The organism is Micromonospora sp. DT62, from assembly GCF_049847285.1.
GTDB lineage: Bacteria > Actinomycetota > Actinomycetes > Mycobacteriales > Micromonosporaceae > Micromonospora > Micromonospora reichwaldensis.
The window spans coordinates 1-12,336 of sequence record NZ_JBNCOB010000009.1 but is presented as its reverse complement, the minus strand read 5'-3'; the positions used below and the strand labels follow the sequence as shown (position 1 = coordinate 12,336).

Below are 12,336 nucleotides of genomic sequence, written 5' to 3'. Positions count from 1 at the left end.
CCCGGGCAGCGTGCCGGCGAGCAGGCACGGCGACAAGGAGGGACACCACGGACGCTGGCTCTCCGATAAGGTCCGACCGGAGGCTCGCCAGCCTTCTCCGGTATCGACCGTCGGACCACGGCCGGCCCTCGGGCCACCAAGATCAAGGGCCTCCGGAGACCGGGCAGTTGACCTTCCGGCACCCTCCGCGCCGCCCGGCCTGATTCCTCCCGTACGCCCGGAAGCGCCGTCGCGGACGGGTGCTCCTCGCCTGAGCTGCCGGTTGCGCCCACGGCACGAAAGCCGAGAGTCGCAACCGGCCGCCTTCCGGTAATCTGAGCGCGCGGGCCGCTAGCTCAATGGCAGAGCTGTGGACTTTTAATCCATAGGTTCAGGGTTCGAGTCCCTGGCGGCCCACTCCTACGCAGGTCAGCGGCCCTTTCTGGGGTCGCTCTTGCCATGATCCGGGCCGGTACAGCAGTGAAGTACAGCAGTAGGCCCTTCACCGGTCGAGTGCGCTGCCGAGCCGCTTGAGCGCGTCGCGGGTGGCCGCCGACGACACCACCGTGTAGATCTCCATCGTGATGGCGAACTGAGCGTGCCGGAGGATCTGCATCGCCACCCGGGGGTGGACGTCCAGGTCCGCCAGGAGCGAGGCGCAGGTCCGCCGGGCGTCTCGCACGGTGATCCGCCGGACGCCGGCAGTGTCGCAGCGCCGGTCCCAGAAACGGTTGAAGTTCCGTGGCTCAATGGGACGGCCGTATCGAGTGGTGAAGATCAGGTCGGAGGGGTGCCAGGCCGGGCCAGCGGCGTCCCGGGCGGTGGTCTGGGCGGCGCGGCGACGGTCGAGTGCCACGGTGCAGATGTCCGGCAGCGGCAGGGTGGCGTCCGAGGCGGCCGTCTTCGTCTCCCGGTGCAGCAGTTCGGCACCAACCCGTTGGAGCTGCCGATCGATGGTCAGCTCCCCCGCGTCGAGGTCAACGTCAGCCCAGGTGAGTCCCAGCATCTCCCCCTTGCGCAGACCGAGCACCAGGACCAGGACGTACGCGGCGTAGAGCGGGTCGTCGTCGGCGCGGGCCGACTCCAGGAAGCGGCGTGCCTCGTCGCTCGTCCACGCCTTCCGCTTGCGCTTCCGCACCGGAGGCAGCTTCACCAGGGACGCGACGTTGCGGGTGATCAGCCCTTCGGTGATCGCCTGGGACAGCAGCGTCCGGAGCACGGTCCGCAGGTGGGTGACGCTCGTTGCCGAGGGCAGATCCTTGCAGCAGCGGCCGAGGGCACAGCAGCGACGCTGGGCGGGCTTGCGCCGCTCGTCCTTGCCCTGGGCGCAGCACTGGCAGGTCCGGCCGACCTCGTTGATCCACGTCTGGACGTCGCTGACCCGGAGCTTGTCGAGTCGCTTCCTGCCGAGCCCCGGCACGAGGTAGAGCCGGACCACCACCTCGTAGGTGACGTAGCTGCCGGGGGCGAGGTTCGGCTTGACGATCTCGCGCAGCCAGTAGCCGGCGTACTCGCCGACGGTCGGGGAGCGCGTCGCTACCGGGCCGGCTTTGGCCTGCCCGTGCAGTTTGATCCACTTGTCGTGGACCTCTTCGCGGGTCTTGCCGTAGATCCACTTCCGGCCCCGCTTGCCGTCGGGCTTCTCGACCCAGACGTACGCGGCGAAGCCGTTGCGGTACGGGAAGATCGAGCCTTCCCCGTTGGCGCGACTACGTCCGGGCATCAGGCCGCCTCCTGCCGCTCGACCTGGTCACGGATGTACTCGTCGACCCATTCGGGGAGGATCCGGCGGTACTTGCCATCCTTGATGGAGCGCAGCTCGCCGTTGGCGATCTTCATCTTGACCTTGGAGATGCCGAAGCCGAGCAGGACGGCAACCTCGGCGGGCGAGTACCAGCGCGGGGTGAGGTTCTGGCTCATGCGGCGACCCCGACGAGCCAGGCTTCGTGGGCCAGTTCTTCCCGGCCGATGCGTCTGGCCTGCCGGCGCTGGGCGGCGGCAGTGTTGGCCAGGAGCGCATCGCCTTCGGTGAGCCACCCTGACCCGGCGTAGGTGAGAACGCCAACCGTCACGGTGTCGGTGGGGTTGTCGTCCTCGGCGCGGCGGTAGGTCGCTCGGGTGTCCCGGAGCAGGCCGAAGGTGACGGAGTAGCGGCGGGCCTTGGTGAGGAAGTGACCGCCGAAGCCGAGCATGTGCGCCCAGCGACGCAGCCCAGCGTAGGCGTTCGGTTTGGTGTCAAGGCTGCCTTGACGGTCGTCGGCCGTTGCGGCGCCGCTGGCGGTGTCGGTGCCGGTGGGCCGTCCGAGGTGCCAGCAGGCGTCGATGAGGCGGGCGAGGCGGTCACCTTCCGGATCGGCGTAGTCGTCGATCGTGGCAGGGGTGAGGCGGGTCGATTGGTGGCCGGTGGCTTCGGTGGCCTTGGTGGCGTACTTGGCGAGGTAGGCGGCGACCTTGCCGTCGGTCAGCTCGCCGCTGACGCTGTTGATGCGCCGGACGTCGACCTGCTCGCCCCAGGCGACCACCCAGCCCTGCGGCTGGTCGGGGTGCGGGGGTGTGGTGACGGTGATCTGTCGGGCGGCGGCATGGACGGCTGCCTCCAGGTCGTCGACGGTGATGCCGGCCGGCGGCGGCACGAGTGCGTCCGGGTCGTCGGGGGCGACGCCGTCGAGGCGCAGCAGGACGTGGAAGTGCACGGCTGCCCGCCGCTGCATCTCGGCGACCTTCCCGTGCGACACCCGAACCGGCGGCAGCCGGCGCACCTTGCCGGAGTCGGTGACGACCTGGACGAAGGAGATACCGCGTCGGCGGCACAGCACGGCGAGGTGCCGTTCGATGGCCTGCTTGGTACGCCGCCACAACTCGCCCGAGAAGTAGTTCCAGACAACCTGGTGGCCGTGGTCGTAGCAGTCCAGGCACAGCGGCTGTCCGAGCCGCGGATCGTCGGCGTCGTGACGGGCGAAGCACGCCGTCGGCTGCCCGTGCCGGCAGGTGCCGGCGCTGCTCCGGGCACGGCAGGGAGCTGGACGGCAGTCGCAGCGCTGCCGGTTGGCGCAGGTGTGCCGGGGGATGTGGCGGTGGTGAACCGCGCCGAAGGACGGCGCGGTGAAGGTGGCGAAGACGACCGGATGCCGATCGACCGAGGCGGGGACGCCCTTGCCGCCAGTCAGGCCGCAGCGCACAACTTGGTAGGCGTCGCCCTGGTAGACCCAGGCGCAGTCGGGGCAGTGCGATTCGCGGCGGTTCCCGCACGCCTTGTAGAGCGCCCCGTCGGGCAGCTCGTCGGTGTGCTGCTCGCCCAGGATCCGGCCGGTCTGCCGCTCGACAGCAGCCATGGTGCCGGTGAGGCGAACAGGGCGGGCGCAGCCGCCGGCGGTGCGGGTGTGCTCCAGCCAGCCGGAGAACTCAGGCATGGCGGCACGGTGCAGGGCTTGGGCGTCACGGCCGCTGGCAACGCCGGGACGGAACAGGTCGAGGGGTGTGGACACGACTCTCCTCACGGGTGGCAGGGACGGAAGACGAAGCACCACCAGCCGTGGACGTTTGTCCGCTGGTGGTGTTCGTCGGGTCTCCTGGCACCGCCGGAAGGGCGGCTGACGCCGGAGGGCGGATTCGTGGTGGTGCCACGTTCCGCCGATGGGTCGTGTCCTTCGCGCTCTTGGACCTGATGAGTGGGGCCGGCACGGTTGGGGTGCCTGGGATGTCGGCATCCGGCGAGCTGCCGCAGGCTGCCCCCGCCCGTGGAGATGAGCGAATCCGGGCCATCGTGGACGGCAAGGAAGGCCGTACTGAGCGCTCAGCGGATTCGAGGAACCGGCACAGCGGCCGGTGCGGTCGAGAGCCAGCGGGACGTGGCCCGCATCAGCGGCAGGAAGGCCGCTTGGCATCTCCGACGTCGAGTCCAGCGATCCGGCAGGAAGGCCGCGCTGGCGTGCTCGACGAGCGCCAGAGTAGCACCGGGTACCGACACGTCAACCCGCCGTGATTCCAAACGCGCGGGCGTGACGGCCGGCTACCGGCCTGTGTCGGGCTCCACTTGATCCGTTACGGATTAGCGTCGGATGATGCGTGACACCAGTGGGGTGGCGTAGTGCCGGGCCGTCACTTACCGCGATCGGATCTGCAGAAGGCCGGGAGACCGTCACGGCCGTCGGCGTCGGAGGACAACGGGATGCTCTCGGACTACCAACAGCAAGTGCGGGCGAAGTTTCTGGCAGCCCCGGTTGTCGTGCCGCCAGAGCCGTGGCGGCACCTCGACCAGACGTGGCGCTACATACCGGTGGGTGGGCTGCAAGGCGTCGGTTTCGGTGTCCACCCGCAGACCGGCGTAGACCTGCTGATGGTCGTCTCGATGGACGGCTTTGGCCTGATCGATGCGACAACGGGTGCGAAGGTCGCGCGGGACCGTCACCCTGACCCCGACGACGCGGAACCGTCCGGGCCAGACCTGGCTTGTCCGGGCATCGGCGTGCTGGCGGGCACGCGGGTACGCATCGCCGGGCTGTTCGGCGGCGGCCTGCACGCCACGACCGACGACGGCTGGACCATCGACGTGGTGGCGCCCGAGTGGCCGAACCATCGCGTTCTGCTGTCCGCCGACGGCGGTGCCTATAAGGGCCCACCGGGCACGACCTGGTGGCACGTCTTCCATTCCGAACGCTCCGAAATGCGTGCCGCCGGCTTCTCCCCGTCCGGCCGCACCTTGGTGATCGCGACCAGCAGCGATGTGACACTCATCGTCCGTCCTGATTTCGTCTGACCGCATGCGTCACGGCACGTAGCGACGTGCCTCGGCGGAGCGTCACGCATCATCTGAAGTCAACCTGTCGCGCATCAAGCGGAGTACGACACCGGCTACCGGCCTGATGTGGGAGAACTTTCTGTACGTCTATCAAGGCGGCCCGCAACGGGCCGCACGCGCCGCCGCCTGGGCGCGCGCCCGTCGCTCCGCTGGCGCTCCGACTCCGGCCACGCAACACGCCCGGCGGCTGGCGCGGAAGCGAGAGGCCCAAGGGGCCGCCGCAGAACGACAGCAGGTTGACGGGGTGGTGGTGGGCCGGCAGCCAGCCGGGCCGCGCGGCCTCAAGCCCGCGCGGCGTAGGGGAGCGCACGCCTGCCGCATCGGCGAGCTGGCGGCGGTCGCGGGGTCGCGGCTACTGCGCCTCCGGCGGGGGCGCTCGGGCTCCGAGATGGCTGCAACCCGTCGGCACGTTGCGGTCCGTGGGTGGTTGCGCGAGCCATCCCGCCAGCCGACGACCCGGGCGAGCCGAGCAGACCACCGCCCGACCCGCCAGCGTCCGAACGCGCGTCAAGGCCGTCTTGACGTGGCGGGCCGGGCGGCGGCCCGCTCCCCAGGAGGGCGGGTCGACGGCAGACGGGATGGCAGGTCCGGTCGTGAGGGGCAGTGATGTATCTCACGTTTTTCCCCGGCGTGTCGCTAATAATCGGCAGGCGGGCAGCACTAGGCTCCGGCTAGCTATGCTGGGTTCGAGCGCCGGAGCCTAGTGCTGCCCGCCTGCGCGCGATTTGACACCATCCACTACGCTCAGGCCGTCGCTACGCGATGCACGGCACCCAACGGGCGGCCTGAGCGTAGTGGATGGTCCCCCACGAAGGTGCGCCACAGCGCACCTTCGGCGCTGTTCGTAGGCAGTCGTTGACCTGCCGGACTCCGTGACAAAGCCCCCGGTCCCGAAAAGGGAGACGGGGGCTTTGTGGTTGCTTGGTCAGGCGTCTTGAAGTTCGCGCACGTGTTGCTGGCTGGGGGCGAACCGGGGCCAGTCCGCAGTGTTGCAGCCAGCCGCGTGTAGGGCAGTGCGCAGATCCATGATGAAGCCGGCGCATGCGGTGTTGAAGTCCGCCGCCTCAACGGTGGTCTCGAACTCGGCGTACCGGTCAGTCAGCCGGGCTGCGAGGTCGACGTCTCCTCGCCCGATGGCAGCCAACTGGTCCACCACCTCGTCCAGGAATGCCTCAAACTGCTCGTCAGTGCCCTCCTGGTCGGCGAAGAAGGTCATCTCGGCGGCGATCCGAATCTCGATCTTCATTTGTCCTCCCAACAAGTCACTCGCTGGAGCTGCGCACGCATGTTGCGCAGGTAGTTCGGGTCGGACGGCGTGGTCGACATGGTCTTCATGCACTTGCAGGGGTTGGGGCACTTGAGCTTGTAATGCTTGTTTCCCCCGCCTGTGACGTTCCAACCAGCCCGCTCTGCCTCCTTCAGCAAGTCCTCGTAGGCGCCACCCTTGGCGTGACGAGGCCGTGTCACTGGGTAAACGCCGGTCGTACTGCAATAGTGACACGCTCGGACCGTTGGCGGAACCGCCATCCGGCCGAGTCACACTCGGCGGGGGTGGAGCCACCAGGCGCATGACCAGGTGCGCTGAGTGTCGCTACAGAGACGTACATGGATCAACCCCTCCCCCGATGCCCCTGAACAGGCTAGGCATCGGTACGCCCGCTGAAGGCTTGCCCTGCCGTGTCGCCAACTGCTGCTAAGGGCGAGAGGCCATTATTGGGGCAGCGGGGCCGTAGTCGCAACATCCATCCGTTTCGGGGAGCTGTCGGCCAGCTGACGCTCACTGGGAGGAAAGGCGCTTGCAGGGGCTAGGGCTCACTCCACGCGCCGCCGTGCCCGACCCGTGCCCGTTGGAGCGGTCAGCAGGGGTCAACAACGGCCTGTCGCATGACATCAACCGGTCCCTTCCGCGCTTGGCAGCCAGGTGGAACGACCACTCGCCCCCGTGATCAATCCGATTCCCAAGCTGACAGTGCGGCGAGGATCCCGTGACGCGGGTGGCCCTGTTGCTGTCGACAGCAACGGTGACAGCAACAGGGCCGGACGCAGAGGGTCAGGGGCGGAGACCTGTGGATCAGCGGCCGACGTCAGCGACGGGCGCGGACATGCCCGGACGAAGCGCCCAGAACTTGTAAGCGAGGTATCACGCCTCGGAGGGCGACCCGGGCTTACCGGGGAAGCGGGTTGGCGACGTAGACGCCCTTGCCCTGCCGGCCGTCAATCAGGCCCTCGGCTTTGAGCAGGAGCATGGCGGCGCGGATGACGGTGTTGCTGACCTCGTAGTGCTCGCAGAGGGCAGCGAACGAGGGCAGCTTGTCGCCCGGCTTCAACTGGCCGGAGCTGACCTGCTCTCGGATATCCCGGGCGACCTGTAGGTAGGCAGCTTCAGACATAGGTGGTGCTCCCAGCTTGGCGGCTGGTGCAAGCAGACCACATCGTGGGCTCGACTTACAACGCTATGTGTCGTAGCTGTTGACCCTGCGCACATTGCGTCCTAAGTTGCTCGTGGGGCTACCCAGCTTGGCGGCCGGGTCGTCCTGCCGTGGGTGCCCTGTCTCCGGACACGGCTGGCCGGGCGCCCACGGGATCCCAAGCGTCGGCGGGAGGCGTGATGACCAGACCCAACGATGCAACTGGTCCAACCGCAGGTGGTGCCGTGCGGGACACCGGCCACCACCAGAGACGGGACAACAGCCGGCGGCGCGTGTCCTACGACGAGTACGTCCTGGCGGCGGCGCTGACCTTCGCCCGCCGCCACCGGCCCGTCTGGTCCTGGCGGCACTGGCGGCGCATCTGCCGCTGCGGAAGCGACCTGCCGTGCCGAGGCCGTCATCCCATCCCGATCAACCGCGGCCACTGGCCGAGCCAGGACGCGTCGCGATGACGACCCACCTCCCGATCACGCCGGGCTGGACGTGCGGCGGCTGCGGTGCCGATTGGCCCTGCCAGCCCCGACGGCGCGAACTGCGAGCCGAGTACGACAGCGCTCCGGTGTCGCTGGCCCTCTACCTGGCCGCCCAGCTCGTCGACGCCGCCCAGGACCTGGCCCACGTCCCCGCCGGCAACCTGCACCACCGCTTCCTCGGTTGGACCCGATGAGCATCCTGAGAGCCGGCGACGGGAAGTTCCACTACAGCGACGGCTCCCACAAATGGATCCCGCCCGACCCCGACTACGACCAGGAGGTCTGGGACGAGCAGGTCCGCCAGCACAAGGAAGGCCACCTCAGAAACGAGCAGCCCAAGGTCCGCATCCAGCGCCTCGTCTGACGCCAGCAGTACAGCAGCGAAGTACAGCAACCGTGCCAGCCGAACCCGGCCGAGAAGCACGCCAGCAGCCTGGATGACCTCGAACCACGCCGCAGAAGGCCGGCTCGCCGGCAATCCATAGGTTCAGGGTTCGAGTCCCTGGCGGCCCACGCACTTCTCTGACCTGCGGCTCTTGGCTGTACCACCGTCGTCATGCGAACCAACTGGTCGAGGGGCCGAGTCTTCCCTGGCAAGTGAACGATGCTGCATGCATAATGAATGCATGGTTGCTCTCCAGATTCGTGACGTGCCGGAGGAAGTGCGAGACGCCTTGGCGGCCCAGGCCAAGGCGCGCGGGCAGTCCCTCCAGGCATACCTGCTGGAACTGGTGGAGACGCAGGCTCGCCGGCTGCGTAACACGGCGGTCCTTGATCGCTTCGCCGGCCGATCGGACGGTGCTCGCTCCCTGCCGGGGGAGAGCGCCGCCGAGTTGAACGACCAGCGGGAGCAGCGCGGACCGTGGGGAAGCGCCGCGTGATCGTCGTGGATGCGTCGGTTCTGGCCGACGCTCTGGTCGATGACGGGCCGGTCGGCGACGCGGCGCGGGCGGAACTGACCGGGGATCCGCACTGGGCCGCTCCGGGTCATCTTCTGGTCGAGGTCATGTCCGTGGTCAGAGGCAAGGTCCTCGGTGGGAAGCTCGGCCTCGCTCGGGCAGAGGAGGCGATCGACACCCTGCCCTCGTTGGTCATCGATGAGGTTGGTGTTCCTATGCTGCTTGACCGGATGTGGCAGTTGCGGGGCAATGTCACGGCGTACGACGCGGCTTACGTCGCGGCGGCGGAGTTGATGGCCTGCCCACTCGTGACCAGTGACGGTCGGCTCGCCAAGGCCAGCGGTATCCGCTGCGAGATCCGACTTCTCGCCGCGTCCTGACGGCGGGGCCGCTCGCGGATCATCGGCCTGACGCCCTCGGGCCGGCCATTTGAGGGGAAGCGGCCCACCGACGATCGTCGCACTGTGGTTCGCATGGTGGCACCTCCGGCCCACCCCTCCGCAGGGCACCGGCCCCTTCGTGGGGCCGCTTGCGCCGTGATCTTGGCTTGCACAGCAGGACCCGTGGATTCACCGCCAGGTCGCCAGGGACGAGACACAGACCCATCCGAGGTACAGTTTTCTGTACTTACCCCGGAGGTGGTCATGCGGACCGTGAACTTCACCCAGCTACGGCAGAACCTGGCCGCCGAACTCGACCGCGTCATCAACGACGCCGAGGAAGTGGTGGTGACCCGGTCGGGCCACGAACCGGTGGTCATCGTGCCGCTCGCCGAGTACGAGGCGATGAAGGAAACCGAGTACCTCCTTCGCAACCCGGCCAACGCCGCAGCCCTGCGCCGCTCCATCGCGGAGCTTGAGCAGGGCGACGCGGCCGAGCGGGACCTGATCGACCCGGCCACGGTGCGAGACGTCGCGTGAGGCTGGTCTTCACCGCGACGGCCTTGAGGGTGACCTTGCGGGGTCGGCTGGCTTTCAGGTTCCGGACGGGGTGGTCGGTGGTGCGGCGGATGGTGCGGGTGCCGTCGTCGCAGTGGATGGCCAGGTCGGTGTCGGTGACGTCGATGGTGACGGTCTTGTGGGCGTGGACGCGGCCGAGGGCGATCTTCTGACCGACGACCATGACGACGCCGCTGTTGGAGGCCCGCCGCTGCACTCGGACTGGTTCGGTGGTCGGTTGTGGTGGTGGGCCGGCGGGGCGGACGCTGCGTAGCCGGGCCACCTGCCCGGGGGTCAACGGGTTGGGGCGGGTGCGCAGCAGCTCGCGGGTGTCCAGGTCGAAGAAGGCCAGGGTGTGTTCCTCGATGCGGACTCCGACGCGTCGTCCGGCGAGGATCTCGGCGGCCAGGACCAGATGCTGACCCAAAGAGACGCAGCCGTTGGCGCCGATAGTGCGGTCGACCTCCACCGGCCCGGACTGCTGCCCGGCTGGTGCTGGCGGCAGGGGTGGCAGCCCGGCGGGTCGGCCGCCGGCTCGGTGCAGGGCGGCCAGGTCGTTGACCGACAGGTGTGATCGCACGGACTTGATGCGGGTGCCCGCGATCAGCAGGTGGATGACGTCGGTGTCGGCCCAGAACGTCACCGTCACCCCGGACCGGATGGGTCCGAGCCAGAACTGCTTTCCGCAGACTTGCATGTTGCCCGACGCGGGAACGACCCGCTCGAACTCCACCGCCCCCGACACCGCCGAGACCGGAACCGGTGCGCCGACCGCAGGTGAGATGAGGGCCTGGTCGACTGACGCGGTCAGTCGGGCCGGCAGCTTCACCGGCACCACCTGCTCCCCAGCGAGGGCAGGAACGAAGCGGTCGGCGGGGAACGCCATGTCCAGGGACTGGTGCGGCCGGTCGGTGTTGTACTCGTCGCGGAACACGTCGATCGCGGCTTGGGCGGTTTCCAGGTCCGGCCAGACCGACACGTCGTCGAGGAGTTCCCGGCGCAGGGTCTGGTGGAACCGTTCCACCTTCCCCGTCGTGGTCGGCGACGCCGGCTGCGTCAACCGGTGAATGATGCCGTTCTCCCGGCAGATCCGGTCGAACATCACCTCCCCGCCCTTGCCGAACCGGTCGGTGAACTGCTTGCCGTTGTCGGTCAGCACCTCCTCAGGCACCCCGAACCGCCGCAGCCCGTCAGCGAAGGCCAGACAGACCGCCCGGCCAGTGGCCCGCCTGACCACCTGAGCGATCACGCAGAACCGGGAATGGTCATCCACCCCCGTAACGACCTTCGCCTCACTGCCGTCAGCGAGAAACACCCCACCGACGATGTCCATCTGCCACAACTCCATCGGCCGAGCCCGTTCCCACCGGCGGTAGTCCTTGCGCCCCCGCCGCCGCGCCACCGGCTCGATCAACCCATGACGGACCAGGATCCGATACACCGTCATCCGCGAGGGCACAGGATCAGGACAGCCATGGCGGCCGGCCTCGAAAGCGATCCGACGGGCACCCCACCGCGGATGATGCCGACGCAGCTCACACACCAACGCCTCCACCTCCGGCGACGCCTGATGAGCACACCCCTGCGGCCGACGAGAACGATCCTCCAGACCAGCGAGCCCCGCCTCGGCATACCGAGCCAGCCAGGAATGCACCGTCTGACGCGACACCCCTACCCGGGCTGCCACCTCCACCACCGGATCCCCGGCCTGCACCGCCAACACCGCCCGATACCTCTGCTCGACGATCGACAACTCCACCAGCGCCAATCCCGGCCTCCCACCACGCGATGCCCGCAAACACCACGCGATAAGGACGCCGAATATTGATCATGTCAAGCATCTGGTGGGACGCGACTGTCAAGCATCTCCCGTGACGGGACAAGGTGACATGCGACAGCGCTGCCGAAACGATCTCTTTAGGATTAAGGGGCCGCGCAAGCGCGGTCCGCCCGCCGCACTCGGCCTGCTGGCGGCCTCCGGCCGGCATCGGCCGGCGCGGCGGGCCATCGGGTCCCCGAAGACAGTTCGAGAAGTCGCTACCAGTAGATCCGGCGGCACCCTGCTTTGGGACGTGGACCTGAAGACGGCGGTGGAGACTGTCACGATGCAGTCGACGATCCGGCGCCACCGCGAGTTGTTCGCATCCGTGCACAAGCGGCCCCTGATTTTCCTGATTCGGCCTGACTTCAGCTCAGCCACCGCGTTCGTGCTCGGGTGCCACGTCGCCGACGAGGCGATCCTGACGGGCTTCCAAGAATGGCTGGTCACACGGGTGGGATGCGGGTCGAACGTCTTCTGGCCGCACCTCGTCCTCAGGCTCACCGAGCCAGTCGGTCCGAAGAACGCACGCGAACTGGACCCCGAGTCTGATCGCAGAGCCTTCGACGCGCTGTTCTCCCTGTTGGACGAGTTCCTTGCGCTTCGAGAGGAACACGACGGCCTGCGCAGGGTCTATCGAGCTTACGAAGAGTGGCAGGAGCTGCGCGACGACAACGGATGCCTTGAGACCGAGGCTCCGGAATGCCCTGTCGTGGATTGGCCGCGTCCCGCGTCAATCGGCTGAACCGGGCCGTGACGATCGCGCAGGTGGTCGGACATCGCCGAGGGCGGGGCGATCGCTGCCGCGCCGCTTCGCGGCTTGCCATCGGAGATCGGTGTCCAGGCGCGCGGAGAGCCGGCGACACGGCAGGCCGCCCCCGGCCCGACGGCCGGGGGCGGTAAGCCGTACGCCGCCGGACAGCCGGGTTGCGTCCACGGAAGTGGTGTACGACTTGCCCGTGATGGGCGTGTTGCGTAGATGAGAGACGGCCACCGCGCGA

12 protein-coding genes, 1 tRNA gene and 1 pseudogene are annotated in these 12,336 nt (G+C 68.5%); 8 read left to right on the top strand and 6 right to left on the bottom strand.

Annotated features, from left to right (window positions below):
* Positions 1–324 precede the first annotated feature (324 nt).
* A tRNA-Lys gene (locus ACPXCB_RS15150) sits at positions 325–396 on the top strand.
* Positions 397–481: 85 nt separating this feature from the next.
* Here ACPXCB_RS15150 and ACPXCB_RS15145 read toward each other — a convergent pair.
* From ACPXCB_RS15145 to ACPXCB_RS15135, 3 genes are read right to left on the bottom strand one after another with little or no spacing between them, the layout of a single operon-like run.
* Positions 482–1,702 carry a tyrosine-type recombinase/integrase gene (locus ACPXCB_RS15145; RefSeq protein ID WP_425875877.1) on the bottom strand — a complete coding sequence of 407 codons (1,221 nt, stop codon included), beginning with the start codon at positions 1,700–1,702 and terminating at the stop codon, positions 482–484.
* Positions 1,702–1,899, bottom strand: coding sequence for an excisionase family DNA-binding protein (locus ACPXCB_RS15140; RefSeq protein ID WP_425875875.1), 198 nt, complete (start codon positions 1,897–1,899; stop codon positions 1,702–1,704). The genes ACPXCB_RS15145 and ACPXCB_RS15140 overlap by 1 nt, the downstream gene beginning before the upstream one ends.
* Complete coding sequence (locus ACPXCB_RS15135; protein WP_425875873.1) at positions 1,896–3,464, bottom strand: replication initiator; 1,569 nt, start codon at positions 3,462–3,464, stop codon at positions 1,896–1,898. Before ACPXCB_RS15135 ends, ACPXCB_RS15140 begins: the two co-directional genes overlap by 4 nt.
* A 683-nt stretch (positions 3,465–4,147) precedes the next feature.
* Between ACPXCB_RS15135 and ACPXCB_RS15130 the strand changes: the two genes are divergently transcribed.
* On the top strand, positions 4,148–4,735 hold the full coding sequence (locus tag ACPXCB_RS15130) for a hypothetical protein (protein WP_425875871.1): 588 nt from the start codon (positions 4,148–4,150) through the stop codon (positions 4,733–4,735).
* Positions 4,736–5,702: 967 nt separating this feature from the next.
* On the opposite strand, the gene ACPXCB_RS15125 is transcribed toward ACPXCB_RS15130, so the two are convergent.
* Positions 5,703–6,023: a hypothetical protein gene (locus ACPXCB_RS15125; RefSeq protein WP_425875869.1), complete on the bottom strand. Its 321-nt coding sequence runs from the start codon at positions 6,021–6,023 to the stop codon at positions 5,703–5,705.
* Between the two features lie 919 nt (positions 6,024–6,942).
* On the bottom strand, positions 6,943–7,167 hold the full coding sequence (locus tag ACPXCB_RS15120; RefSeq protein WP_026268779.1) for a winged helix-turn-helix domain-containing protein: 225 nt from the start codon (positions 7,165–7,167) through the stop codon (positions 6,943–6,945).
* Between the two features lie 487 nt (positions 7,168–7,654).
* Here ACPXCB_RS15120 and ACPXCB_RS15115 point away from each other — a divergent pair, with 487 nt between their 5' ends.
* The 5 genes from ACPXCB_RS15115 (at position 7,655) to ACPXCB_RS15095 (ending at position 9,498) form a co-directional block, all read left to right on the top strand.
* Complete coding sequence (locus ACPXCB_RS15115) at positions 7,655–7,873, top strand: flavin reductase (protein WP_425875867.1); 219 nt, start codon at positions 7,655–7,657, stop codon at positions 7,871–7,873.
* A complete protein-coding gene (locus ACPXCB_RS15110; RefSeq protein WP_425875865.1) occupies positions 7,870–8,043 on the top strand; it encodes a hypothetical protein in 174 nt (57 codons plus the stop codon). The genes ACPXCB_RS15115 and ACPXCB_RS15110 overlap by 4 nt, the downstream gene beginning before the upstream one ends.
* 262 nt (positions 8,044–8,305) lie before the next feature.
* Positions 8,306–8,560 carry a FitA-like ribbon-helix-helix domain-containing protein gene (locus ACPXCB_RS15105; protein WP_088644445.1) on the top strand — a complete coding sequence of 85 codons (255 nt, stop codon included), beginning with the start codon at positions 8,306–8,308 and terminating at the stop codon, positions 8,558–8,560.
* Positions 8,542–8,958, top strand: coding sequence for a type II toxin-antitoxin system VapC family toxin (locus ACPXCB_RS15100; RefSeq protein ID WP_311412174.1), 417 nt, complete (start codon positions 8,542–8,544; stop codon positions 8,956–8,958). Before ACPXCB_RS15105 ends, ACPXCB_RS15100 begins: the two co-directional genes overlap by 19 nt.
* A 93-nt stretch (positions 8,959–9,051) precedes the next feature.
* On the top strand, positions 9,052–9,498 hold the full coding sequence (locus tag ACPXCB_RS15095; RefSeq protein WP_425876173.1) for a type II toxin-antitoxin system Phd/YefM family antitoxin: 447 nt from the start codon (positions 9,052–9,054) through the stop codon (positions 9,496–9,498).
* 76 nt (positions 9,499–9,574) lie between these two features.
* Here ACPXCB_RS15095 and ACPXCB_RS15090 read toward each other — a convergent pair.
* Positions 9,575–11,269: pseudogene (locus ACPXCB_RS15090) on the bottom strand (IS481 family transposase); the annotation flags it as partial.
* A 319-nt stretch (positions 11,270–11,588) separates the two neighbouring features.
* On the opposite strand from ACPXCB_RS15090, the gene ACPXCB_RS15085 reads away from it, so the two are divergent.
* On the top strand, positions 11,589–12,080 hold the full coding sequence (locus tag ACPXCB_RS15085) for a hypothetical protein (protein ID WP_425875863.1): 492 nt from the start codon (positions 11,589–11,591) through the stop codon (positions 12,078–12,080).
* Positions 12,081–12,336: the final 256 nt, after the last annotated feature.

Excerpts from the sequence above, each read along its gene's own strand:
- ACPXCB_RS15105 (WP_088644445.1), top strand. The coding sequence starts at position 8,306 with ATGGTTGCTCTCCAGATTCGTGACGTGCCGGAGGAAGTGCGAGACGCC.
- ACPXCB_RS15140 (WP_425875875.1), bottom strand. The coding sequence starts at position 1,899 with ATGAGCCAGAACCTCACCCCGCGCTGGTACTCGCCCGCCGAGGTTGCC.
- ACPXCB_RS15120 (WP_026268779.1), bottom strand. The coding sequence starts at position 7,167 with ATGTCTGAAGCTGCCTACCTACAGGTCGCCCGGGATATCCGAGAGCAG.
- ACPXCB_RS15115 (WP_425875867.1), top strand. The coding sequence starts at position 7,655 with ATGACGACCCACCTCCCGATCACGCCGGGCTGGACGTGCGGCGGCTGC.
- ACPXCB_RS15145 (WP_425875877.1), bottom strand. The coding sequence starts at position 1,702 with ATGCCCGGACGTAGTCGCGCCAACGGGGAAGGCTCGATCTTCCCGTAC.
- ACPXCB_RS15125 (WP_425875869.1), bottom strand. The coding sequence starts at position 6,023 with ATGAAGATCGAGATTCGGATCGCCGCCGAGATGACCTTCTTCGCCGAC.
- ACPXCB_RS15130 (WP_425875871.1), top strand. The coding sequence starts at position 4,148 with ATGCTCTCGGACTACCAACAGCAAGTGCGGGCGAAGTTTCTGGCAGCC.
- ACPXCB_RS15095 (WP_425876173.1), top strand. The coding sequence starts at position 9,052 with ATGGTGGCACCTCCGGCCCACCCCTCCGCAGGGCACCGGCCCCTTCGT.
- ACPXCB_RS15110 (WP_425875865.1), top strand. The coding sequence starts at position 7,870 with ATGAGCATCCTGAGAGCCGGCGACGGGAAGTTCCACTACAGCGACGGC.